The sequence below is a fragment of the Stenotrophomonas sp. FR012 genome (assembly GCF_047520565.2).
GTDB lineage: Bacteria > Pseudomonadota > Gammaproteobacteria > Xanthomonadales > Xanthomonadaceae > Stenotrophomonas > Stenotrophomonas sepilia.
The window spans coordinates 203,234-224,673 of sequence record NZ_JAXBQL020000007.1; the positions used below are offsets into that span (position 1 = coordinate 203,234).

Annotated in this window: 22 protein-coding genes; 18 read left to right on the forward strand and 4 right to left on the reverse strand. The window is 67.4% G+C overall.

Annotated elements, in window-relative coordinates:
• Nucleotides 1-23: 23 nt before the first annotated feature.
• Both ACM0O9_RS13775 and ACM0O9_RS13780 read right to left on the reverse strand, forming a co-directional pair.
• Nucleotides 24-566, reverse strand: a complete 543-nt coding sequence (locus ACM0O9_RS13775) for a type 1 glutamine amidotransferase domain-containing protein (RefSeq protein ID WP_005415602.1) — start codon at nucleotides 564-566, stop codon at nucleotides 24-26.
• A gap of 122 nt (nucleotides 567-688) precedes the next feature.
• Nucleotides 689-1,156 carry an SET domain-containing protein gene (locus tag ACM0O9_RS13780; protein WP_012479369.1) on the reverse strand — a complete coding sequence of 156 codons (468 nt, stop codon included), beginning with the start codon at nucleotides 1,154-1,156 and terminating at the stop codon, nucleotides 689-691.
• Between the two features lie 211 nt (nucleotides 1,157-1,367).
• Here ACM0O9_RS13780 and ACM0O9_RS13785 point away from each other — a divergent pair, with 211 nt between their 5' ends.
• The 5 genes from ACM0O9_RS13785 to ACM0O9_RS13805 all read left to right on the forward strand — a co-directional run bounded on the left by ACM0O9_RS13785 (nucleotide 1,368) and on the right by ACM0O9_RS13805 (nucleotide 6,670).
• Nucleotides 1,368-1,823, forward strand: a complete 456-nt coding sequence (locus ACM0O9_RS13785; RefSeq protein ID WP_049414161.1) for an SUF system Fe-S cluster assembly regulator — start codon at nucleotides 1,368-1,370, stop codon at nucleotides 1,821-1,823.
• An 18-nt stretch (nucleotides 1,824-1,841) separates the two neighbouring features.
• Entirely contained in the window at nucleotides 1,842-3,317 is a 1,476-nt protein-coding gene (sufB, locus tag ACM0O9_RS13790; RefSeq protein ID WP_005408435.1) for a Fe-S cluster assembly protein SufB, read from the forward strand.
• A 73-nt stretch (nucleotides 3,318-3,390) separates the two neighbouring features.
• Nucleotides 3,391-4,155 carry a Fe-S cluster assembly ATPase SufC gene (gene sufC / locus ACM0O9_RS13795; RefSeq protein ID WP_019337095.1) on the forward strand — a complete coding sequence of 255 codons (765 nt, stop codon included), beginning with the start codon at nucleotides 3,391-3,393 and terminating at the stop codon, nucleotides 4,153-4,155.
• Nucleotides 4,155-5,417 (forward strand): Fe-S cluster assembly protein SufD, encoded by a 1,263-nt coding sequence (gene sufD / locus ACM0O9_RS13800; protein ID WP_171955866.1) that lies wholly within the window; start codon nucleotides 4,155-4,157, stop codon nucleotides 5,415-5,417. Before sufC ends, sufD begins: the two co-directional genes overlap by 1 nt.
• On the forward strand, nucleotides 5,414-6,670 hold the full coding sequence (locus tag ACM0O9_RS13805; protein ID WP_005415596.1) for a cysteine desulfurase: 1,257 nt from the start codon (nucleotides 5,414-5,416) through the stop codon (nucleotides 6,668-6,670). Before sufD ends, ACM0O9_RS13805 begins: the two co-directional genes overlap by 4 nt.
• A 54-nt stretch (nucleotides 6,671-6,724) precedes the next feature.
• Here the strand turns inward: ACM0O9_RS13805 and ACM0O9_RS13810 are convergent, their stop codons facing one another.
• Nucleotides 6,725-7,216: a hypothetical protein gene (locus tag ACM0O9_RS13810; RefSeq protein WP_414604243.1), complete on the reverse strand. Its 492-nt coding sequence runs from the start codon at nucleotides 7,214-7,216 to the stop codon at nucleotides 6,725-6,727.
• A 68-nt stretch (nucleotides 7,217-7,284) separates the two neighbouring features.
• Here ACM0O9_RS13810 and ACM0O9_RS13815 point away from each other — a divergent pair, with 68 nt between their 5' ends.
• From ACM0O9_RS13815 to ACM0O9_RS13875, 13 genes are all read left to right on the forward strand, one after another.
• Nucleotides 7,285-7,824: a GNAT family N-acetyltransferase gene (locus ACM0O9_RS13815; protein ID WP_065177925.1), complete on the forward strand. Its 540-nt coding sequence runs from the start codon at nucleotides 7,285-7,287 to the stop codon at nucleotides 7,822-7,824.
• The gene (locus ACM0O9_RS13820; protein WP_005415593.1) at nucleotides 7,821-8,153 is read left to right on the forward strand and encodes a non-heme iron oxygenase ferredoxin subunit; all 333 of its coding nucleotides are present in this window, start codon (nucleotides 7,821-7,823) and stop codon (nucleotides 8,151-8,153) included. Before ACM0O9_RS13815 ends, ACM0O9_RS13820 begins: the two co-directional genes overlap by 4 nt.
• A gap of 175 nt (nucleotides 8,154-8,328) precedes the next feature.
• Nucleotides 8,329-8,733: a hypothetical protein gene (locus ACM0O9_RS13825; protein ID WP_053496854.1), complete on the forward strand. Its 405-nt coding sequence runs from the start codon at nucleotides 8,329-8,331 to the stop codon at nucleotides 8,731-8,733.
• Nucleotides 8,734-8,882: 149 nt separating this feature from the next.
• On the forward strand, nucleotides 8,883-11,174 hold the full coding sequence (locus ACM0O9_RS13830; RefSeq protein ID WP_053496852.1) for a TonB-dependent receptor: 2,292 nt from the start codon (nucleotides 8,883-8,885) through the stop codon (nucleotides 11,172-11,174).
• A gap of 71 nt (nucleotides 11,175-11,245) precedes the next feature.
• Complete coding sequence (locus ACM0O9_RS13835; protein WP_005415590.1) at nucleotides 11,246-11,965, forward strand: tetratricopeptide repeat protein; 720 nt, start codon at nucleotides 11,246-11,248, stop codon at nucleotides 11,963-11,965.
• A gap of 10 nt (nucleotides 11,966-11,975) precedes the next feature.
• On the forward strand, nucleotides 11,976-12,653 hold the full coding sequence (locus ACM0O9_RS13840) for a Fe2+-dependent dioxygenase (RefSeq protein ID WP_065196583.1): 678 nt from the start codon (nucleotides 11,976-11,978) through the stop codon (nucleotides 12,651-12,653).
• A gap of 164 nt (nucleotides 12,654-12,817) precedes the next feature.
• Entirely contained in the window at nucleotides 12,818-13,219 is a 402-nt protein-coding gene (locus tag ACM0O9_RS13845; RefSeq protein ID WP_053496847.1) for a hypothetical protein, read from the forward strand.
• Between the two features lie 145 nt (nucleotides 13,220-13,364).
• Complete coding sequence (locus ACM0O9_RS13850) at nucleotides 13,365-15,785, forward strand: TonB-dependent receptor domain-containing protein (protein WP_171955864.1); 2,421 nt, start codon at nucleotides 13,365-13,367, stop codon at nucleotides 15,783-15,785.
• Between the two features lie 169 nt (nucleotides 15,786-15,954).
• Nucleotides 15,955-16,593 carry a PepSY-associated TM helix domain-containing protein gene (locus tag ACM0O9_RS13855; RefSeq protein ID WP_053496843.1) on the forward strand — a complete coding sequence of 213 codons (639 nt, stop codon included), beginning with the start codon at nucleotides 15,955-15,957 and terminating at the stop codon, nucleotides 16,591-16,593.
• Nucleotides 16,594-16,633: 40 nt separating this feature from the next.
• Nucleotides 16,634-17,152: a DUF2271 domain-containing protein gene (locus tag ACM0O9_RS13860; protein WP_065177931.1), complete on the forward strand. Its 519-nt coding sequence runs from the start codon at nucleotides 16,634-16,636 to the stop codon at nucleotides 17,150-17,152.
• Nucleotides 17,153-17,273: 121 nt separating this feature from the next.
• The gene (locus tag ACM0O9_RS13865) at nucleotides 17,274-18,077 is read left to right on the forward strand and encodes a DUF4198 domain-containing protein (protein ID WP_053496840.1); all 804 of its coding nucleotides are present in this window, start codon (nucleotides 17,274-17,276) and stop codon (nucleotides 18,075-18,077) included.
• Between the two features lie 56 nt (nucleotides 18,078-18,133).
• Complete coding sequence (locus ACM0O9_RS13870; RefSeq protein WP_414604244.1) at nucleotides 18,134-19,105, forward strand: FAD:protein FMN transferase; 972 nt, start codon at nucleotides 18,134-18,136, stop codon at nucleotides 19,103-19,105.
• Nucleotides 19,102-20,706 carry a sulfite reductase subunit alpha gene (locus ACM0O9_RS13875; RefSeq protein ID WP_065185836.1) on the forward strand — a complete coding sequence of 535 codons (1,605 nt, stop codon included), beginning with the start codon at nucleotides 19,102-19,104 and terminating at the stop codon, nucleotides 20,704-20,706. The genes ACM0O9_RS13870 and ACM0O9_RS13875 overlap by 4 nt, the downstream gene beginning before the upstream one ends.
• A gap of 116 nt (nucleotides 20,707-20,822) precedes the next feature.
• On the opposite strand, the gene ACM0O9_RS13880 is transcribed toward ACM0O9_RS13875, so the two are convergent.
• Nucleotides 20,823-21,431: a HutD/Ves family protein gene (locus tag ACM0O9_RS13880; protein ID WP_088496716.1), complete on the reverse strand. Its 609-nt coding sequence runs from the start codon at nucleotides 21,429-21,431 to the stop codon at nucleotides 20,823-20,825.
• Nucleotides 21,432-21,440 lie beyond the last annotated feature (9 nt).

Here is a 21,440-nt window from a genome sequence, read left to right on the forward strand (position 1 = left end):
GGGCCGGCACTACCGGCAAGGCATCACGCGGCGAGTGCCTTGACCACCGCCTCGCTGAAAGCAGGAATGTCATCCGGCTTGCGGCTGGTGATCACGTTGCCGTCGACCACGACCTCGGCATCGCGCCAGTTCGCGCCCGCGTTGGCCAGGTCCTGCTGAAGGGAGGGCCAGGAGGTCAGCTCGCGGCCATCTGCCAGCCCGCTGTTGATCAGCAGCCACGGACCATGGCAGATCGCCGCGACGGGCTTGCCGGCTTCATCCACTGAGCGGATGAAGCTGAGCACCGCGTCGTCGGTGCGCAGTGTGTCCGGATTGATGACGCCCCCTGGCAGCACCAGGGCATCAAAGCCCGCCGGATCCGCCTCGTCCAGCGGAATGTCGACCGCGACGGCGTCGCCCCAGTTCTTCTCTTTCCAGCCCTTGATGGTCGCCTCCTTTGCGGGCGACACCACGCTGACCCGCGCACCTTCCGCTTCCAGCAGCCGTTTGGGCTCGGTCAATTCGGACTGTTCAAAGCCGTGGGTCGCGAGGATTGCGATCTGTTTGCCCTTCAATCGCTCTGCCATGGGTGCACTCCAGTTGGGGGAGTGCACAGCGTGGACGAACGGCCCTTGCACGGCGGTGACCCTGCTGTGCACGGCAGGTGGAGAGGACCCGTGCCGGCCAGCGGCCGGCACTACCGGAAGGATCAACGCTTGGGCTGCAGCATGGTGCCGGTGCACTTGGGCGAGCCGCAGCGGCATTCCCAGATCTTCTTCAGCTTGGCGGTGTGGCGCTCGGCCAGCGTGATGCCGTAGTTGTAGGTCAGCTCTTCGCCAGCCTTGATATCGCGCAGCGCCTCGATGAACACCTTGTCGCCACGGCTGTCGCCGTCCTCATCCTCCTCGATCACCGCCTCGCAGTTCGGGTCGCAGCTGTGGTTGATCCAGCGCGCATCGTTGCCCTTGTAGTTGGCATCGATCACCCAGTCGTCATTGAGGGTGAACAGGAAGGTATGGCCGCTTTCGACGTCGCCGCTGTCATCGGCATCAACGTCGCCATGGCTGCGCAGCAGGCCCTTGTACTGGATCACGCGCTCGCCCTGCTTGATCGGGGCGACGGCGAACACGCCGTTGCCATGGATGGCGGACTTGCGGGCTTGGATCTTCTTCGGCATCGGCACGGGCTGTTTGCAGCGGATGGAACAGGGATTCTCGCCCATTCCGGGTGATTGCGAAAATCACCCGGTTGGCGCAGCATGGCGCCCCCGGCAGCGCCCGCTGGCAAAGCCTCCCGGCCCGGCCCCAGCGCCGGCTGAATGCCCGGGTTGGATGGTGGCGAATAAAAGCGTACAATTTCAGTCCGCTTTAAGAACCACTCGCATCCCCATGTTGCGCGTCACCAAGCTCACCGATTACGCCACCGTCGTGCTGACCGTGCTCGCCGCCCGTCCGGGCGAGGTGCTCAGTGCCACCGAACTGGCCGAATTCACCGGCCTGGAGCCGCCCACCGTCAGCAAGGTACTCAAGCCGCTGGCCCAGGCCGGCCTGGTCGAAGGCCTGCGCGGCGTGCGTGGCGGCTACCGGCTGACCCGCCCGGCCATCGAGATCTCGCTGTTCGAAGTGGTCGAAGCGATGGAAGGGCCGCTTGCCCTGACCGAATGCAGCCACGACCACCACCAGTGCGGCATGGCACCCAAGTGCGGCGCGCGCAGCAGCTGGCGGTTGATCAACGACGTGGTCTCCGAGGCCCTGCGCGACGTCAGTCTTGCGCAGATCCTGCCCCCCCTTCCCCTTGCCGATGACGAACAGCGCCGCACCATCGCTGTTGACGTCGTCTCCTGATCCACAGGCAGCCCCCCCATGGCCACCGAAACCATCGAAAACGTCGCCCACGACGACACCCCCAACCGCGAGATCCACGAGCAGCTCGGCCGCAAGTATTCGGCCGGCTTCATCACCGAGATCGAGTCGGACTCCCTGCCGCCGGGCCTGGACGAGGACACCATCCGTGCCCTGTCGGCCAAGAAGGACGAGCCGGAGTGGATGACGCAGTGGCGCCTGGACGCCTACCGCCACTTCCTGACCATGCCGATGCCGGACTGGGCCAAGCTGGAGATCGCCCCGATCGACCTGCAGGCGCTCAGCTACTACTCCGCGCCGAAGGGCCCGAAGTACGCCTCGCTGGATGACGTGCCCAAGGAGCTTCTGGACACCTACGACAAGCTGGGCGTGCCGCTGCACGAGCGCGCCAAGCTGGCCGGCGTGGCGGTGGATGCGGTGTTCGACTCGGTGTCGGTCGGTACCACCTTCCGCAAGGAACTGGCCGAGAAGGGCATCATCTTCTGCTCGATGTCCGAGGCTATCAAGGAACACCCGGAGCTGGTGCGCCAGTACCTGGGCACCGTGGTGCCGGTGGGTGACAACTACTTCGCCGCGCTCAACTCGGCGGTGTTCTCCGATGGCAGCTTCGTGTTCATTCCCAAGGGCGTGCGCTGCCCGATGGAACTGAGCACCTACTTCCGCATCAACGCCGGCCACACCGGCCAGTTCGAGCGCACCCTGATCGTGTGCGAGGACAAGGCCTACGTGTCCTACCTGGAAGGCTGCACCGCGCCGATGCGCGACGAGAACCAGCTGCACGCCGCAGTGGTCGAGCTGGTCGCGCTGGAAGATGCGGAGATCAAGTACTCCACCGTGCAGAACTGGTACCCGGGCGACGAGAACGGCGTCGGCGGCATCTACAACTTCGTCACCAAGCGTGCCGAATGCCGTGGCGCGCGCAGCAAGGTCACCTGGACCCAGGTCGAGACCGGCTCGGCGATCACCTGGAAGTACCCCTCGTGCGTGCTGCTGGGCGACGATTCGGTCGGTGAGTTCCACTCGGTCGCGCTGACCCATCACCGGCAGCAGGCCGACACCGGCACCAAGATGATCCACGTCGGCAAGCGCACCAAGAGCAAGATCGTCAGCAAGGGCATCAGCGCCGGCCGCGGCCAGAACACCTACCGCGGCCTGGTGCGGGTGGACCGCAATGCCGATGGCGCGCGCAACTACACCCAGTGCGATTCGCTGCTGATCGGCAAGCAGTGCGGCGCGCACACCTTCCCCTACATCGAGGTGAAGAACCCGGGTGCCACCGTCGAGCACGAGGCCACCACCTCGAAGATCTCCGACGACCAGCTGTTCTACTGCCGCGCCCGTGGCATCAGCCAGGAAGACGCGGTGTCGATGATCGTCGACGGCTTCTGCAAGCAGGTGTTCCGCGAACTGCCGATGGAGTTCGCGGTGGAAGCCAAGAAGCTGCTGGAAGTCTCGCTGGAAGGTTCGGTGGGCTGACCGCCCGCCCCTGCCCCTCGCAAACGCATTCTCTTTACCGGCGGGCCGCGGCCCGCCCCACGGAAACCCCACCATGCTGAAGATCGAAAACCTCCACGCCCGCATCGGCGACAAGGAAATCCTCAAGGGCCTGTCGCTGGACGTCCAGCCGGGCCAGGTGCACGCCATCATGGGCCCCAACGGCGCCGGCAAGTCCACCCTGGGCAATGTCCTGGCCGGCCGCGACGGCTACGAAGTGACCGAAGGCAGCGTGCAGTTCGACGGCGTCGACCTGCTGGAGCAGGACCCGGAAGCGCGCGCCGCTGCCGGCCTGTTCCTGGCGTTCCAGTACCCGGTGGAGATCCCGGGCGTGAACAACACCTACTTCCTGCGCGCGGCACTGAACGCCCAGCGCAAGGCACGCGGTGAGGAGGAACTCGATTCCATGCAGTTCCTCAAGCTGGTGCGCCAGAAGCTGGCCGTGCTGCACCTGAAGGACGAACTGCTGCACCGTGGCGTCAACGAAGGCTTCTCCGGCGGCGAAAAGAAGCGCAACGAGATCTTCCAGCTGGCCGTGCTGGAACCGAAGCTGGCGATCCTGGACGAAACCGACTCGGGCCTGGACATCGATGCACTGAAGAGCGTGGCCGATGGTGTCAACGCACTGCGCGCTGCTGATCGCTCGTTCCTGGTCATCACCCACTACCAGCGCCTGCTGGACTACATCAAGCCGGACGTGGTGCACGTGCTGGCCGATGGCCGCATCGTCAAGAGTGGCGGCCCGGAGCTGGCACTGGAGCTGGAAGCGCACGGCTATGATTTCCTGAAGGACCGGGTCGTGCCCGAGGCGGCGGTCTGATGAGCGCCCTGCTTGATTCGATGGCCCAGGCCTTCTGTGGCAGCGATGCGCGCCGCGAAGTGCTGGATGCGGCCCTGCGTGACGGCCTGCCGGCCGCCCGCAACGAAGCCTGGAAGTACACCTCGCTGCGCCAGCTGGAACGCCGTGCGTTCGCGGCTGCACCGCTGCAGGGCCCGGCGCTGGACGCCGCCCTGCTGGAGGACATTCCGGCACCGCGCCTGGTGTTCGTCAATGGCCGCCTGGACGCCGCACTGAGCGACGTGCAGGCCCTGTCGGCCGGCGTGCAGCTGCAGCCGCTGTCGGCTGCACTGGCTGCGGGCGAGGACGCCGTGCGTTTCCTCGGCCGCCGCTACGAGCGCAGCGAAGAGATCTTCGCCCGCCTCAATGCCGCGCTGGCCGATGAAGGCGTGGTGCTGCGCGTGGATGAAGGCGTGCAGGTCGAAGCGCCGCTGCAGCTGGTGTTCGCCAGTGTGGCCGGCGAGACCGACCTGGCCTGGCATCACCGCCACCTGATCGAACTGCGTGCCGGCGCCAGCCTCGGCGTGGTCGAGCACCGCTTCAGCGTGGGTGACTCCGCCCACCTGGACAACACCGTGCTGCATGCCCACGTCGCGCGCGACGCCGTGCTCAAGCACGCCCGCGTGCAGGCCGGCAGCGCGCGCCAGACCAGCTTCCTGCGTACCGACGCGGTGCTGGCCCGCGACGCGCAGTACCACCGCGTCGACCTGGAACTGGGCGCCGCGCTCAGCCGCCATGAACTGAACGTGCGCCTGGAAGGCGACAACGCCCAGCTGACCGCCAACGGCGTGCTGCTCGGCAATGGCCGCCGCCACGTCGAGACCCGGCTGGGTATCGATCACATCGCGCGCGATACCGCCTGCGAACTGCTGTGGCGCGGCGTTGCCGCCAACCGCAGCCGCGTGGTGTTCCATGGCGGCATCCAGATCCGCGAAGGCGCCGACGGCACCGATGCGAACCTGTCCAACAAGAACCTGCTGCTATCGGCCGACGCCGAGATCGATACCCAGCCGACGCTGGTTATCGACGCCGATGAAGTGAAGGCCGCGCATGGCGCCACCGTCGGCCAGCTCGATGCCAATGCGCTGTTCTACCTGCGCTCGCGCGGCCTGCCGCAGGCACAGGCGCAGGCGCTGCTCAGCGCCGCGTTCTGCCATGAGCCGCTGAAGATCCTGCCGGAAGCCCTGCGCGAGCAGCTGGCACGCCGTTTGGACAAGGCCCTGGCCGAGGCGGGTGTGGCATGAACCTGTCCACGCCGCGCCCGATCGAAGAACGCACCGGCGCGCCCGACTGGGACCGCGTCCGCCTCGACTTCCCGCTGCTGATGCGCGAAGTGCACGGCAAGCCGCTGGTCTATTTCGACAATGCCAACACCGGTCAGAAGCCGGTGCAGGTGATCGGCGCGGTGGACGAGTTCTACCGCCGCTACAACGCAAACGTCAGCCGCGCGGTGCACGCGCTCGGCAGCGAAGCTACCGACGCCTACGAAGGCGCGCGCAACACGCTGGCCCGCTTCCTCAACGTGCGCCCCAGCGACCTGGTGCTGTGCAGCGGCACCACCTTCGCCATCAACCTGGTGGCGTATTCGTGGGCGCTGCCGCGGCTGAAGGCCGGCGACGTGATCCTGGTGTCGCGCATGGAGCACCATGCCAACATCGTGCCGTGGCAGCTGGTCGCGCAGCGTACCGGTGCCACCATCCGCGTGGCCGAGATCACTCCCGATGGTGCGCTGGACCTGGATGCGCTGCGCGCGGCGATGACCCCGGAGGTCAAGCTGCTGGCGGTCACCCATGTCTCCAACGTGCTGGGCACGGTCAACCCGGTGCGCGAGATCTGCCGCGAAGCGCGCAAGCGCGGCATCATCACCGTGGTCGATGGCTCGCAGGCCGTGCCACACCGCAAGGTCGACGTCGCCGCGATCGGCTGCGACTTCTACGCCATCACCGGCCACAAGATGTGTGGCCCGACCGGTACCGGCGCGCTGTGGGCCCGCCGCGAGCACCTGGACGCGATGCCACCGTTCCTCGGCGGCGGCGAGATGATCAAGGAAGTCAGCTTCGACGGCACCGTGTTCAACGATGCCCCGCACAAGTTCGAAGCCGGCACCCCGAACATCGCCGGTTTCATCGGCCTGGGCGTGGCCGCCGACTACCTGCAGCAGCTTGGCCAGGACAACGTGGAAGCGCGCGAAGCCGAACTGCTGGCGCACTTCACCGAGGAACTGCGCCGTGTCGACGGCCTGCGCATCATCGGCCAGGCACCGGAGAAGGCGGCCGTGGTCTCGTTCCTGATCGATGGTGCGCATGCGCACGACCTGGCCACCCTGCTCGACCTGGAAGGCGTGGCCGTGCGCTCGGGCCAGCACTGCGCACACCCGCTGCTGCAGTACTTCGGCGTCGCCGCCACCTGCCGTGCCTCGCTGGCGTTCTACAACACCCACGCCGAGATCGAGCGCTTCATGACCGCGCTGACCAAGGTGCGCAAGCTGCTGGGGTAAGACTCACAGCGCAGCCGGAAGCAACGAGAACGCCGCGGGAAACCGCGGCGTTTTTCATGGCGCCGCCAAGGGCAGGATGGAAGACACGCAGAGCTCCGCAGGCCATTGCCCAAGGTGCCCCTTGCCGTAAGGGAACGCGGGTTGGCCCGCCGATACGATTCCGGTGAGTTCAACCGCCTGCTCCGACGGCAGCGCCGTGACGGGAATTCCATTCACCCACACGCCGTCGGCCGCCCATGGATCCTGCACCGGTGGCCCCGGGTGCAGCGCAGACATTTCGAAGCTCTCAACGTAGGCACCCCGTACGCGCACCAGTCTGCCGTGATAACGCATGGGATCGGCACGCAGCGCCTCCACCGTCACTGGCAACGCACGGGACGCACTGAAACGCGGGCACCCCAGGCCGTTGGGCGCGACGCCGCCACTCTCCTCGTGCGCCGGCAGGCAAGCCAGAAGAGCCACAAGCAGGACAGTTGCGGCCAGCGCGATTCCCTTCGGTATGCCCACCCCTGCACTCCGCCTGGCATTTGAAGAATGCACGAGCATAGCGGTTGCCAGGACCGCCGAGGGTCTCCCCCATTTGCGCTCGCCCACTGCCCACCTAGAATGCCCCCATGAGCACCCTGACCTTCCGCGCCGCCACGCCGGCCGACATCCCCGCCCTGATCGCCCTCGTCACCTCGGCCTACCGTGGCGACGCCAGCCGCGTGGGCTGGACTACCGAAGCCGACCTGCTGGATGGCGCCCGCATCGACGCCGAAGGCATCCAGGCCGACCTGGACCGCCCCCGCTCCACCATCCTGCTGGCCGAGCGCGAAGGCGTTCTTGTGGCCTGCGCCCACGTTGCCGACGTTGAGGGCAAGGGCTACTTCGGCATGTTCTCGGTCGACCCCGCACAGCAGGGCGGCGGCGTCGGCAAGCAGCTGATGGACGCCGCCGAAGCCCACGCCGCACGCGAATGGAACGTGCCGGTGATGCAGATGACGGTGATCGACGTACGCGACGAACTGATCGCCTTCTACGAGCGTCGTGGCTACCAGCGGACCGGCATCAAGAAACCCTTCCCATATGGCGACGAACGCTTCGGCATCCCCAAGCGCGACGACCTGCGCTTCGAGATCCTGGAAAAACCGCTGGCCGGAGCGGCCGCGTGAGCGATACCTGGACCTTCGTGTGCGCCAGCAACGAGCTGCTGCCCGGTGAAATGAAGAGCGTGTTCGACGAGGTGACCGGCACCCCGATCGTGGTGTTCAACCTCGACGGCGAGCTGTACGCGCTGGAAGACCAGTGCACGCACGAGGAATTCGAGCTGTCCTCGGGCGAGTTCAACACCGCCGAAGGCAGCGTGGAGTGCGTGCTGCACGGCGCGCGCTTCGACGTACGCGATGGCCGCGCCCTGTGCGCACCGGCCTATACCCCGGTGCCCAAGTTCCCGGTGAAGCGCGAACACGACGCCGTCTGGACGCGCGACGACCGGGATTGAGGCGGCGCCCCGACCTGGGGTACCCACCCATGGGCTGGATCTGCAGGAGGCCCCGCAAGGGCCTTCGCAGGGCGTTCCCCGGCCGCCCCGGCGTCCCGCAGCACCCCGTACATGCGAATCATTATCGTTGATGTTATTCTACGTAACATCTTCGTAACGACTTCGCCCTCGCGCCATGGCATCGCCCGCGCCCACTGCCACGTTGTGCCAGCTCGCCCGCCAGGGGTGGCCACTGGCCGTGGCCGTGCTGCTGACGCTGCTGCTGGGCTGGTCGGCGCTGCACGAAGGACGCAGCAACGCCCCGACTACCCAAGGGTGGCAGGCACATGCCGAAGGGTTGCGCCAGGTCATGCCATTGCCGGCGCCGTCGGCAGACGAATGCCCGCAACATGCTGCACCTGCACCGGAGCCGCCGCTTGATGGTGAGGGCAACACGCCCTGCACCGGAGTGGCACCCCTGCGCGCGCCCCTGGTCGCACATATCCCGCTATGGCGCTCCGATGCCCTGCGCCGGCAACTGCACGATCCCGCACTGCGCTTGAACCCCGGCCACGCACCGCCCGCACCGCACGCCAGCTGAGGCGCCCTGCGGCTGTTGCCGTGCGCCTGAAGTCGTTCGCCGCATCGCCGGGCATCAGCTCGGCTCTACAGAAGACGCTCCCTCCCTGTCGTCGCGCTGTCTGCGCTTCGGCCTTCGCCGTTTCCCGATCCACGCCACTACCCAAAGCCATGACCCACATCACGTCCCGCAAGCACGCCCCGCGCGTTTCCCTGCTCGCCACCGCCACCCTGGCCGCAGGCTTCGCGCCGCTGGCCGCGCAGGCTGCCGACAGCGCTGATGCCGCATCCAGCAAGGCCACCGACCTGGACAAGGTGCAGGTGCGCGGCAGCTGGTTCAATCCGTCCTCGCCGAAGTTCACCGCCGAACTGCTGGACACCCCCAAGTCAGTGTCGATCGTGTCGGAGAAGCTGATCGCCGAAACCGGTGCGACCAACCTGCAGGATGCGCTGCGCATGGTGCCGGGCATCACCTTCGGTGCCGGCGAAGGCGGCAACCCGACCGGCGACCGCCCCTTCATCCGTGGCTTCGATTCGCAGAGCAACGTCTTCGTCGACGGCCTGCGCGACGTCGGCTCGCAGACCCGCGAGATCTTCGACCTGGAGCAGGTGGAAGTGGTCAAGGGCCCGAGCTCGGCCTACGGTGGCCGTGATTCCGGTGGTGGCAGCCTGAACCTGGTGAGCAAGACGCCGAAGCTGAAGAACGAGACCAGCGCCAGCATGGGCATCGGTACCGACAGCTACGCACGCGGCACCGTGGACGCCAACTACGTTCTGGGCGACGGCATCGCCGCGCGCCTGAACCTGATGAAGCACGAATCGGACATCGCTGGCCGCGACGCCGCCAATGTCAGCCGCTGGGGCATCGCACCGTCGATCGCGTTCGGCCTGAACGGCCCGGCGCAGCTGATCGCCAGCCACTACCACATGCAGAGCGATGACCTGCCGGACGCGGGTGGCTTCCCGTATGGCAACCCGAACGGGGCGCCGGCCTCGAAGTGGGTCGACGGCCGCCCGATGGTGCCGGACCGCAACAACTACTACGGCCTGGTCGACCGTGACTTCCAGCGCACCCGCGCCGACATCAGCACGCTGGATGCCAGCTACGATTTCGGCGGCCACAAGCTGCGCAACATCGCGCGCCTGGGCAACACCAGCAACGACTACCTGTGGACCCAGCCGGACGACAGCCAGGGCAACCCGAACAACTACGGTACCCTGTGGCGCCGTACCAACGCCCGCGCCGTCGACGTCAAGAGTTTCGCCGACCAGCTGGGCCTGACCGGTGCCTTCCAGACCGGTGCGCTCAAGCACAGCTACAGCGCAGGCGTGGAGTACAGCGACGAGAAGATGACCCGCGGCAGCTACCTGATGACACCGGGCACCAGCAACCCGCTCACCGGCAACAGCAAGTGCCCGACCACCGGCGCGGCCACTGGCTACAACTGCACCGATTTCGCCAATCCGGATCCGCGCGATCCGTGGGCAGCCACCCATTCGGTGTACCGCAGCGACAAGGCACTGGACGTCGAGCAGCGCACCAGGACCACCTCCGCCTACGTGTTCGACACCATCGAGCTCAATGAGCAGTGGATGATCAACCTCGGCCTGCGCTACGACGACTTCCGCACCACCCTGACCACCCCGGTGGCCGGCAAGGCACCGACCCGCGTGCGCAACAGCAACGACTTCCTGAACTACCAGGCCGGTGTGGTGTTCAAGCCGGCCGCCAACGGCAGCATCTACCTGTCGTGGGGCACCTCCTCGACCCCGCCGGGCATGGACGGTGGTGACGGTTCGGACGGCCTGAGCGCCGCCGTGGCCGACCTCAAGCCGCAGGACACCAGGAACCTCGAACTGGGCACCAAGTGGGACCTGTTCGACCAGCGCCTGAACCTGACCGCAGCGATCTTCCACACCGTGATGAACAACGCACGCGTGACGGTCGACAACGGCACCAGCCAGAACGCCGGCAAGAAGGAGATCAACGGCTTCGAACTGGGCTTCACCGGCCAGCTGACCGACGCCTGGAGCCTGTACGGCGGCTACACCTACCTGGACTCGGAACTGAAGGACAACGGTTTCGTCTGTGGCGCACCGGTGGGCCGCACCTGCCCGTCCAACGTGTACGTGCCGTCGCCATACAACGGCAACGTGTTCCCGAACACTGCCAAGCACAGCGCCAACCTGTGGACCACCTACCGCTTCCCGATCGGCCTGACCATCGGCGCCGGCGCGTTCTACTCGGACAAGCAGTACGGTGATGTCGCCAACACCAAGTGGATCCCGAGCTACACCCGCTTCGACGCGATGGCCAGCTACGCGATCCAGGACAACATCAGCCTGCAGCTCAACGTGCAGAACCTGACCGACAAGACCTACTTCACCAAGGCCTATGCCTCGCACTACGCGAGCATCGCCCCGGGTCGCTCGGCCACCCTGGCACTGAACGTCAAGTTCTGATGTAACGGCGCTCCACCACGGCGGCAGGGGCTCCTGCCGCCGTTTTTGTTTCCGGCGATACTCACCCCATCATGGCACCCCGTACCCCCATCGACAGCGACGCCCTGGCCGAGCTGCTCCAGCACGATCCACAGGCTGCGTTCGCACGCGTGCGCGACGCCGCACAGGCCGGGCAGGTCGATGCACAACTGCTGCTCGCGCAGATGCACATGGAAGGTAAAGGCACCGCGCAGGACGCCTCGGCTGCGCTGCTCTGGTACGAAACCGCCGCCAACAACGGCGCGCCGATGGCGATGAACATGCTCGGCCGCTGCCATGAGCTGGGCCAGGGCACCACGCCCGATCCCACGCTGGCCGCGGTGTGGTACCGGCGCGCGGCCGACACCGGGCTGGACTGGGGCCTGTACAACCTGGCCAACCTGCTGGCCACCGGCCGCGGCGTGCCCCAGGACCGCGCGCAGGCACTGGCCCTGTACACCCGTGCCGCGCACCTGGGCCATGCCAAATCGATGAACCTGCTGGCCCGGCATCTCGAAGACGGGCTGGATACCGCGGCTGATCCGCAGGCGGCGCTCGCCTGGTACCAGCGCGCGGCCGAGGCCGGTGATTTCCGCGGCCAGGCCAACTACGCCTCGATCCTGCTGCAGGCCGGCCAGGTCGAGCAGGCCGTGCACTGGCTGCGGCTCGCCCTGGCGCACGGCAGTCCGGCGTTCATGGCGCACATCGTGCCGGAACTGGCCGCGTCGCCGCATCCCCAGGTGCGCGCCCTGATCGCACCGCCGTCCCTCTGAGGAGTCCCGCATGCTGCTGCACATCCCCGACATTCTCAGCGCCGACCAGGTCGCCGGCTTCCGGCGCCGCCTCGACGACACCGATTGGACCGATGGCCGCGAAACCGTGGGGCATCTGGGCGCACAGGCCAAGCACAACCAGCAGCTGCCCGAGGCTTCCCCGCTGCGCCGCGAACTGGGCGAGATCATCCTCGTCGCGCTGGCCCGGCACCCGCTGTTCTTCAGCGCCGCGCTGCCGCTGAAGTACCTGCCGCCGCGCTTCAACCGCTACAGCGGTGGCGGCGCCTATGGCTACCATGTCGATGGTGCGGTGATGAACCTGGCCAATGGCGAGCAGCTGCGCTCGGACATCTCCTGCACCCTGTTCCTGTCCGCGCCCGAGGAGTACGAAGGCGGCGAGCTGATCATCAGCGACACCTACGGCGAGCACGAAGTGAAGCTGCCGGCCGGCGACCTGGTCGTGTACCCGTCCAGCAGCCTGCACCAGGTGCGGCCGGTTACCCGTGGCGCACGCGTGGCTTCTTTCTTCTGGGTGCAGAGCATGATCCGCGACGACGTGCAGCGCCGCCTGTTGTGGGAAATGGATGGCTCGATCGAGCGCCTGCGGCAGACCGGCGGCGACGCCGAGGCGATCCTGCAGCTGACCGGCGTGTACCACAACCTTTTGCGGCGCTGGAGCGAAGTCTGAGCCTTGCCGGGCCGGCCTCCGGCATTTTGGCAATCATTCTCATTTGCAACAGCTAACGGCTCTCATTACAATCACGCCCCGTTGATGCCGGCCGCTGCCGGCAGACCCCTGGGGACCCCTGCTTGCTGCGTCCGCTTCGCCCTCGCCCACTCATCCATCGCAAGATGGGCACCGCCATGCGCGGCCAGCGTCCGGCGCTGGCCAGCCTGCTGGCATGGGTGGCGATGCTGGCGTTGCTGCTGGGCACCCTGCCACTGCTGCCACAGGCCCAGGCCGGAATGGCCATGCAGATGCCGCTGGAAGAGCGCGGTGGCGAAAGTCCCCTGCAGGAAGAGGCGCCGGCCAAGCTGCGCCGCTGTGCCGCCACCCCGGTGAAAGCGGCCGAGCAGGCACACCCGCCGTTGCTGCTGGCCAGCCACTGGCTGCGCACTGAACTCGAACTCGTACCCGCCACGCCGGCCATGCCCGGCGTGCGCCCGGACTGGCCGCTGGCCGCTCCGGACACGCCCTGGGCCGATGCGCCCGGGCGCCGCCAGCAACGCGGCCAGGCGCCGCCGCTCGCCTGATCCACGGCCTGGCGTGACCGCCTGCGCGGTCGCGCCTGCACGCCGCTGTCTGCTTCATCCCTGCCGCCCCTGACCGGGCCTTCCGTGCCTGCCGCGCCCTTCGCGCACGGCATCGCGCCACCCTGCATCCTTCGAGGTAACTGCCATGGCCCAGCGCCATCGTGTCCGTTCGTCCCTGTCCCGTACCCTGCTGACCAGCGCCGTGCTGGCGGCTTTCGCCAGCCCCGCCTTCGCCCACGGTGACGCCGCCGGCGCACCGCAGACGCTGGACAAGGTGGTGGTCACTGCCTCCGGCTTCGAACAGAAGGTGATCGATGCCCCGGCCAGCATCAGCGTGGTCAGCCGCGAGGAACTGAGCAAGCGCCCCTATACCAGCCTGGTCGACGCGCTGCGCGACGTCGAAGGCATCGACGTGGGCCTGGAAGCGACCGACAAGAACGGCCGCGCCACCGTGTCGATGCGCGGCCTGCCGTCCGAGTACACCCTGGTGCTGATCGACGGCCGCCGCCAGAGCAATGTCGGCCAGATCTATCCGAACAACTTCGGTGGCGGCCAGTTCGCCTACCTGCCGCCGCTGGAGGCGATCGAACGCATCGAAGTCGTGCGCGGGCCGATGTCCACGCTGTACGGCTCGGACGCGATGGGCGGCGTCATCAACATCATCACCCGCCGCAACCAGGACAGCTGGCACGGCTCGGTCAGCCAGAGCTTCACCGTGCAGCAGGACGACCAGTTCGGCGATGCGCGCACCACCGACCTCTACCTCAGCGGCCCACTGCTGAAGGACCGCCTCAGCCTGGCGGTACGCGGCAGCTACTACGATGCCAAGGCATCGAACCCGGAATGGGATGCATTGTCCCTGCCCGACGGCAGCCTGTGGGAGCGCAGCATCGGCTTCGGCGGTGGCGGCAAGTCGGTCGCCAACACCAACTGGAATACCGGGGTGCGCCTGGACTTCCGCATCAACGACGATCACGAACTGTGGCTGGACTACGACGTGTCGCGGCAGAAATACGACAACAGCGAAGGCCAGACCGGCACGCTGGACAGCCTGGCCAGCCTGTGGCGCGTCGGCAATGCGGTGATCCCCAACCCGAACGGCAGCGGCACCGTCACCCGCCGTGTGGTGCAGCCGCGCGTGGGCTACACCGCCTACCAGCGCTACGAGCGCGATCAGCTATCGTTGACCCACCAGGGCCGCTACAGCTTCGGCACCTGGCAGACTTCGCTGACCCACAGCAAGAGCAGCAATCTCGGCCGTTCTCTGCCGCTGACCCTGGACGAGCGTGCCAACCTGCAGACGCTGTGGAATGACGTCTGCCGTCGCACCGGCGCTTCCAACAACTGCGCGGCCGGCCGTGGCAATGCGCTGGCCGCACTCCATCCCAGCGAGATGGCGCGCCTGCAGGCGTTCCTGCCGCGCCCGCTGCGCACCATGGAACTGGAAGGCTACGTGCTCGACACGATGCTCGACCTGGACTTCGGCGCACACAAGCTGACGGTGGGTGGCCAGTACAACAACACTGACATGGTCGATGGCGTGTTCGGCATGGATGGCGCCGGCTACCGCAGCAACGTCAAGCAGAAACACCGCATGTGGGCGCTGTTCGCCGAGGACAACTGGGCGCTGACCGACACCCTCACCGCCACCTTCGGCCTGCGCTACGACGACCACAACGTGTTCGGCAGCCACGTTAGTCCGCGTGGCTACCTGGTGTGGAACGCCAGCGATGCGTGGACCTTCAAGGGCGGCGTCAGCACCGGCTACAAGACCCCGCGACCGGACCAGCTGTTCCCGGGCATCACCGGCTTCGGTGGCCAGGGCGTGCTGCCGTTGGTGGGTTCGCCGAACCTGAAGCCTGAAACCAGCACCAACTACGAGCTGGCCGCCTACTACGAGGGCCAGCGCTGGGGCTTCAACGTCACCGGCTTCTTCAACACGTTCGAAGACAAGATCGCCAGCGGCGGCACCTTCCCCAACTGCGAAGTGGCGCGCGCCGGCAGCGGCTACTGCGTGGACATCGGCCCGGGTTGGGCGGCACTGGGCTACAGCACCTTCACCCAGAGCGTGAACATCGACAAGGCCGAGACCCGCGGTGCCGAACTGGCCGCGCATGTCGACCTGCTCGACACTCTGCAGCTGCGCGGCAACTACACCTGGACGAAGAGTGAGCAGACCAGTGGCGCACAGAAGGGGTTGCCGATCAGCGGCACCATGCCGGCAAGACACATGGCCAACGCCAGCCTCAACTGGCAGATCAATGAAGCGGTCAGCCTGTCGCTGATCGGTGAGGGCCGCTACGACCGCTACCGCGACACGCTGCTGGATGCCAACGGCGCCAGCCACACCCGCTACTACGAGGACTACACGATCTTCCATCTCGGTGGCAGCTGGAAGGCCACGCCCTGGCTGACGGTGAACGCGCGGGTCAACAACCTGCTCGACAAGGATTTCGTCTCGCAGTCGTGCCTGTTGATCAGCCAGAGCGAATTCAACTGCGTGGACGACTATGCGACCAAGGACCAGCGCCGCAGCTACTGGATTTCGCTGAACGCGAAGTTCTGATCGCCGCGCCCTGCTCCTGCTCCACGCATGGCGTGGATCTACCGATCGGTAGTGCCGGCCGCTGGCCGGCCCCCCGGAATGCCTGCTCCGGGATACAGAACGACACGCAATTGCGAGCTATTCTCATCAATGATGTAATGGGCAGTCCCCGTCCGCTTCGAACCGTGCCGTGAGCCGTCCTGCCTCTTCCACCGTGCAGCAGCAACAGAACCGTGGCTTCTGGCTGCGGACGCTGCACCAGTGGCACTGGATCAGCTCCGCAGTTTGCCTGATCGGCATGCTGCTGTTCGCGGTGACCGGCCTGACTCTTAACCATGCCGCGAAGATCGAGGCCAAACCCCAGGTGCAGAACCAGCACCTGGAACTGCCGGCCGCGCTGCTGGGCCAGCTGGGCACGCGCGAGGACGGCAACGCGCCGATTCCGCGCCCGGCCCGGCAATGGCTGGACACGCAGCTGGGCATCGCCATCGGTGGGCGCCCGGCCGAGTGGTCGGCCGAGGAGATCTACCTGTCGCTGCCGCGCCCCGGTGGCGACGCCTGGCTGAGCATCGACCGCGAAACCGGCGCGGTGGAGTACGAATCGACCTCGCGCGGCGTGGTCTCCTACCTCAATGACCTGCACAAGGGCCGCAACGCAGGCCCGGCGTGGGGATGGTTCCTGGACCTGTTCGCCGTGGCCTGCCTGGTGTTCTGCATCACCGGCCTGTTCCTGCTGCACCTGCATGCGCGGCAACGGCGCATGACCTGGCCGCTGGTCGGCCTCGGCCTGATGATCCCGCTGTTGATCGCCCTGCTGCTGATCCACTGACTTCCACCGTGAATTCCATCCGTTCCTCCGGAGCCGCCCCATGCGCGTCACCCTGACCATCGCCCTCAGCGGCCTGCTGGCCACCTCGCCGGCCTATGCCACCACCCTCGACATCAACGTCGAAGTGCCCAAGCTCAACGTGGCCGAGTACCACCGCCCGTATGTGGCGGTGTGGCTGGAAGGCGCCGACCAGAAGGTCGCGGCCAACCTGTCGGTCTGGTACCAGCAGACCAGCAACAGCGAGGGCCACGGCACCAAGTGGCTGCCCGACCTGCGCCAGTGGTGGCGCAAGAGTGGCCGTACCCTGCAGGTGCCGGTGGACGGCGTGACCGGCCCGACCCGCCCGGCCGGCAGGCACGCACTGTCGTTCAGCGACAGGCAGCCGGCACTGAAGCAGCTGGCCCCAGGCAACTACACACTGGTGGTGGAGGCGGTGCGCGAAGTCGGCGGCCGCGAACTGCTGAAGATCCCCTTCACCTGGCCGGCCACCGCCGCGCAGAACGGCAAGGCGCAGGGCGCCACCGAACTGGGTCAGGTCACCCTGTCCGTCAAACCGTAATTGTCTGAGCCGGGGTCGGATCCCTTCCACAGGAAGGGCTCTGACCCCATCGCCACATCCCCGGGATCAGAGCCCTTTCCGTTGGAAAGGGATTCGACCCCTTCCAACTGGAGTCTTCCGCATGAAGCGCACGCTCGTCCTCGCCGCCGCCCTGGCCGCTGCCCTTCCCTTCTCCGCTCTGGCCCACAAGGCCTGGCTGCTGCCCTCGCAGACCGTGATCGCCGGCAACGCACCGTGGATCACCGTCGACGGTGCGGTCTCCAACGACCTGTTCTACTTCAACCACGTGCCGCTGCGACTGGAATCGCTGGTGATCACCGCGCCGGACGGCAGCACCGTGCAGCCGCAGAACGCGACCACCGGCAAGTACCGCAGCGTGTTCGACATCGAACTGAAGCAGCCGGGCACCTACCGCATCGCGTCGGTCAATGACGGCCTGTTCGCCACCTACGAGCAGAACGGCGAGCGCAAGCGCTGGCGCGGCAGCGTGGCGACCCTTGGCGAACTGCCCAAGGACGCGAAGAAGCTGGAACTGAGCCAGTCGGTGGGCCGCGTGGAGACCTTCGTCACCAACGGTGCGCCGAACGACACCGCGCTGAAGCCGACCAACCGGGGGATCGAGCTGGTCGCTGTTGGCCACCCGAACGACCTGTTCGCCGGCGAAGAAGCCACCTTCCGCGTGCTGGTCGATGGCAAGCCGACCGCCGGCCTGGAGTTCGAGATCGTGCGGGGTGCCACCCGCTACCGCAACGCACAGGACGAACTGAAGCTCACCAGCGACGCCAGGGGCGAGATCAAGGTGACCTGGCCGGAAGCCGGCATGTACTGGCTGGAAACCGGCACCGAAGACAACAAGACCTCGGTGAAGCAGGCCGCCAAGCGCCGCCTGAGCTACGTCGCCACGCTGGAAGTGTTGCCGCAGTAATAGATGTGGACCGCGATGCCGGGCAGGCCCCGGCATCGTGCCTGCGGTAGACCACCATGACCGATCCCCAGCTCGACATCGCCCGCCTCGGCGGCACCACCATGGGCACCACGTGGAGCGTGTCGCTGGTCGCGCCGCGCCAGCGCGACCTGCATCCACTGCATGCCGGCATCCAGGCGCGGCTGGATGCGGTGGTGGCGCAGATGAGCACCTGGGAGCCCGGCTCGAACCTGAGTCGCTACAACCGCGCCAACGCGGGCCAATGGTGCGTGCTGCCGGCCGAGACCCGCCACGTTCTGGCCTGCGCACAGGCCATCGCTGCCGCCAGTGGCGGCGCCTTTGATCCCACCATCGGTCCGCTGGTTGCGCTGTGGGGCTTCGGTGCACACGCCGGCGAACGCCGCCAACCCGATGCCACCTCCGTACAGGCCACGCGCGAGCGCTGCGGTTGGCGGCGCCTGCAGTGGCAGGGCGATGCGCTGCTACAACCGGGTGGACTGCAACTGGATCTCTCTGCGATCGCCAAGGGCTTCGGCGTCGATCACGTGGCTGCCTGGCTGCGAGGGCAAGGCATTGCGGCAGCGCTGATCGAGGTCGGCGGCGAGCTGGCCGGCTACGGCCGCAAACCGGATGGCCAGCCGTGGCGCGTGCTGGTGGAGTCCGCACCGGAAGAAGATGCGCGGACCGACACCCCGCCTCGCGTGCTGGCACTGGATGGCCGGGCGGTGGCCACCTCCGGCGATCGCTGGCACCAGTACCACGCCGATGGCGAGGCTTACAGCCACAGCCTCGATCCGGGTACTGGCAGGCCGGTGCGCCAGGTCGCTGCGGCAGTCACGGTGGTGGCCGGCGATGCGATGCACGCCGATGCCTGGGCAACCGCGCTGACCGTACTCGGTCGCGACCAGGGCATGGCGCTGGCCGAGCGCGAAGGCCTGGCGGCGCGCTACCTGCATCGCGCAGCGGATGGCCCACTCGAATTTCTCAGCAGCGCCTTCCAGCGCCTGCTCGACGAGCAAGGCGCATGAGCACCCGTCCGTCGCGCGCGTGGCTCGGCAACGCTCTGGTGCTGTTCCTGCTGGCAGTGATCGGCTGGGCGCTGCTGCGGCTGCATCTGGGCGAAGCCTGGTGGCAGGGCGCGCCACCGGCGCGGCAGTCGCAGATCGCGGTGCTCGCTACGGCGTTGTATGCGCTGGCCTGCGCCGCACTGTGGTGGCGTGGGCGACCGCGCGACCATGCTGCCTCTGGCGATGCCGCACCGATCCTGCTGGTCTGGTCCAGCCAGACCGGCTTCGCGCGCGAGCTGGCCGAACGCAGTGGCGAGGCATTGCGTGGTGCCGGCGTGCCGGTGCGCGTGCGCGGTCTGCATGAGGTCGACGCCGCCTTGCTGGCCGGCAGCCAGCGTGCATTGTTCATCGCCAGCACCACCGGTGAGGGCGATCCGCCTGACCACGCGCTGCCGTTCCTGCGCGATGTCATGGTCTCGCCGCCTTCACTGCAGCACCTGCACTACGGCGTGCTCGCGCTGGGCGACCGCAGCTACGGCCACTTCTGCGGATTCGGCCACCAGCTTGACCAATGGCTGCGGCAGCACGGCGCGCATGCGCTGTTCGATGTGATCGAGGTCGACAACGCCGATCCGGCAGCGCTGCGTCATTGGCAACAGCTGCTGGGACAACTCGGTGGTGGCGCCAGTGAAATGCCCGACTGGAGCCCGGCCGAATACCAGCCGTGGACGCTGCTGCAGCGCGAACATCTGAACCCGGGCAGCCCCGGCGGTCCAGTGTACTGGTTGCGCCTGCGGCCACCGGCCGGCGCAGATGTGCAGTGGCAGGCCGGCGACATCGCCGAGATCGGCCCGCAGCATGCGTCGCACACCGTGCGTGCCTGGCTGGACGCACAGCGCTTCGATGCGGACAGGGTGCTGGATGACGGGCAGACGTTGCTGGCACGCGTCGCGCACTCGCACCTGCCTTCATTGGTCCCCCCGGGCGATCTGCCCGCGCTGCTGGCGACCCTGCAGCCGCTGCCGCATCGCGAGTACTCCATCGCCTCAGTGATGGCCGACGGCGCGGTGGAGCTGCTGCTGCGTCGCCAGCTACGCGCCGATGGAACACCCGGCATCGGCAGCGGCTGGCTGTGCGACCACGCCGCACTTGGCGAACCGGTGCAACTGCGCCTGCGCCGCAACGACAATTTCCATGGCGTCGCCGCCGAGGTACCGCTGCTGCTGATCGGCAACGGCACCGGCATCGCCGGCCTGCGCGCACACCTGCACGAACGCGTACGCAGTGGCGCGCGCCGTACCTGGCTGCTGTTCGGCGAGCGCACCGCCGCGCATGACTTCCATTTCGGCGAAGAACTGCAGGCGATGCTGGCCGATGGCACGCTGGCGCGGCTGGATGCAGTGTTCAGCCGCGATGGCGGTGTGCATCGCTATGTGCAGGACCGCCTGCTGGCCGAAGCAGCAACACTGCGGCAGTGGGTGGATGAAGGCGCGACGATCCTGGTCTGTGGCAGCCTGCAGGGCATGGCCCCGGCGGTGGATGCGGTGATCGAGCAGGTGCTGGGGACTGCGGACAAGGAAGCGCTACTGCTGGCCGGTCGTTACCGGCGCGATGTGTATTGAGGTCGCCCCATCCACGCATGGCGTGGATCTACTGAACGGCGTGTCCAGGCAGGGTGGCAACCGCAGTGCAAGTAGATCCACGCCATGCGTGGATGGTACCCACCGGCGCCCAGGAATCATCCCGCCGCCGCACTGACCCGGATCGCCAGCAACTCGCCCCCGCCCTGCAACGCATGCCTTTGCCGTTCACCGGCCGCCAACCACGCGGTATCGCCAGCGTGCATCGGCGGCAGACCGCTGTCAGCTCCAAATTCGGCATGACCGGCCAACAGGTAAAGCGCCCAGGCCACGCCTGGTTCGCAGAAGAAGAACATGCTGCCCACCAGTGGCCGGTGCAGGAGTTCGGCCTGCAGCAGGTCGCGCTTCCACATCAGGTTGAAGTCGTGGGTGGTGCCGTCGACCAGTTCGCCGTGCAGCGTTTCCTCGCCCGCAAAGCGCACGCGCCCATGCGGCGGCAGGACTTCGGCCACGCGGCCATCCTCGAAGCGCAGGCGCACGCCATTGCCCTGCAGCAGCACCAGCTCGCGCTCCACGCCGGGAAACGCGGAGAACGCGGCGTCCAGCTCGATCTCGGCCACCGACAGGCGCAGCGCCCAGTCGTCGCCCTGCGCGGGCAGGCGCAGGATCTCGCGGGTCCAGCCCAGGCCGTTGCGCCAGCGTTCGCGGCGGTAGTCCAGGCGTGAGATGACCTGGCTCGGAGTGTGCAGCAGGGAGTCGACGTTCATCGGCGCATT

Excerpts from the sequence above, each read along its gene's own strand:
- sufC (WP_019337095.1), top strand. The coding sequence starts at position 3,391 with ATGCTGAAGATCGAAAACCTCCACGCCCGCATCGGCGACAAGGAAATC.
- ACM0O9_RS13825 (WP_053496854.1), top strand. The coding sequence starts at position 8,329 with ATGGCATCGCCCGCGCCCACTGCCACGTTGTGCCAGCTCGCCCGCCAG.
- ACM0O9_RS13845 (WP_053496847.1), top strand. The coding sequence starts at position 12,818 with ATGGGCACCGCCATGCGCGGCCAGCGTCCGGCGCTGGCCAGCCTGCTG.
- ACM0O9_RS13865 (WP_053496840.1), top strand. The coding sequence starts at position 17,274 with ATGAAGCGCACGCTCGTCCTCGCCGCCGCCCTGGCCGCTGCCCTTCCC.
- ACM0O9_RS13875 (WP_065185836.1), top strand. The coding sequence starts at position 19,102 with ATGAGCACCCGTCCGTCGCGCGCGTGGCTCGGCAACGCTCTGGTGCTG.
- ACM0O9_RS13850 (WP_171955864.1), top strand. The coding sequence starts at position 13,365 with ATGGCCCAGCGCCATCGTGTCCGTTCGTCCCTGTCCCGTACCCTGCTG.
- ACM0O9_RS13815 (WP_065177925.1), top strand. The coding sequence starts at position 7,285 with ATGAGCACCCTGACCTTCCGCGCCGCCACGCCGGCCGACATCCCCGCC.
- ACM0O9_RS13805 (WP_005415596.1), top strand. The coding sequence starts at position 5,414 with ATGAACCTGTCCACGCCGCGCCCGATCGAAGAACGCACCGGCGCGCCC.
- sufB (WP_005408435.1), top strand. The coding sequence starts at position 1,842 with ATGGCCACCGAAACCATCGAAAACGTCGCCCACGACGACACCCCCAAC.
- sufD (WP_171955866.1), top strand. The coding sequence starts at position 4,155 with ATGAGCGCCCTGCTTGATTCGATGGCCCAGGCCTTCTGTGGCAGCGAT.
- ACM0O9_RS13785 (WP_049414161.1), top strand. The coding sequence starts at position 1,368 with ATGTTGCGCGTCACCAAGCTCACCGATTACGCCACCGTCGTGCTGACC.
- ACM0O9_RS13860 (WP_065177931.1), top strand. The coding sequence starts at position 16,634 with ATGCGCGTCACCCTGACCATCGCCCTCAGCGGCCTGCTGGCCACCTCG.
- ACM0O9_RS13780 (WP_012479369.1), bottom strand. The coding sequence starts at position 1,156 with ATGCCGAAGAAGATCCAAGCCCGCAAGTCCGCCATCCATGGCAACGGC.
- ACM0O9_RS13830 (WP_053496852.1), top strand. The coding sequence starts at position 8,883 with ATGACCCACATCACGTCCCGCAAGCACGCCCCGCGCGTTTCCCTGCTC.
- ACM0O9_RS13870 (WP_414604244.1), top strand. The coding sequence starts at position 18,134 with ATGACCGATCCCCAGCTCGACATCGCCCGCCTCGGCGGCACCACCATG.
- ACM0O9_RS13840 (WP_065196583.1), top strand. The coding sequence starts at position 11,976 with ATGCTGCTGCACATCCCCGACATTCTCAGCGCCGACCAGGTCGCCGGC.
- ACM0O9_RS13880 (WP_088496716.1), bottom strand. The coding sequence starts at position 21,431 with ATGAACGTCGACTCCCTGCTGCACACTCCGAGCCAGGTCATCTCACGC.
- ACM0O9_RS13775 (WP_005415602.1), bottom strand. The coding sequence starts at position 566 with ATGGCAGAGCGATTGAAGGGCAAACAGATCGCAATCCTCGCGACCCAC.
- ACM0O9_RS13810 (WP_414604243.1), bottom strand. The coding sequence starts at position 7,216 with ATGCTCGTGCATTCTTCAAATGCCAGGCGGAGTGCAGGGGTGGGCATA.
- ACM0O9_RS13835 (WP_005415590.1), top strand. The coding sequence starts at position 11,246 with ATGGCACCCCGTACCCCCATCGACAGCGACGCCCTGGCCGAGCTGCTC.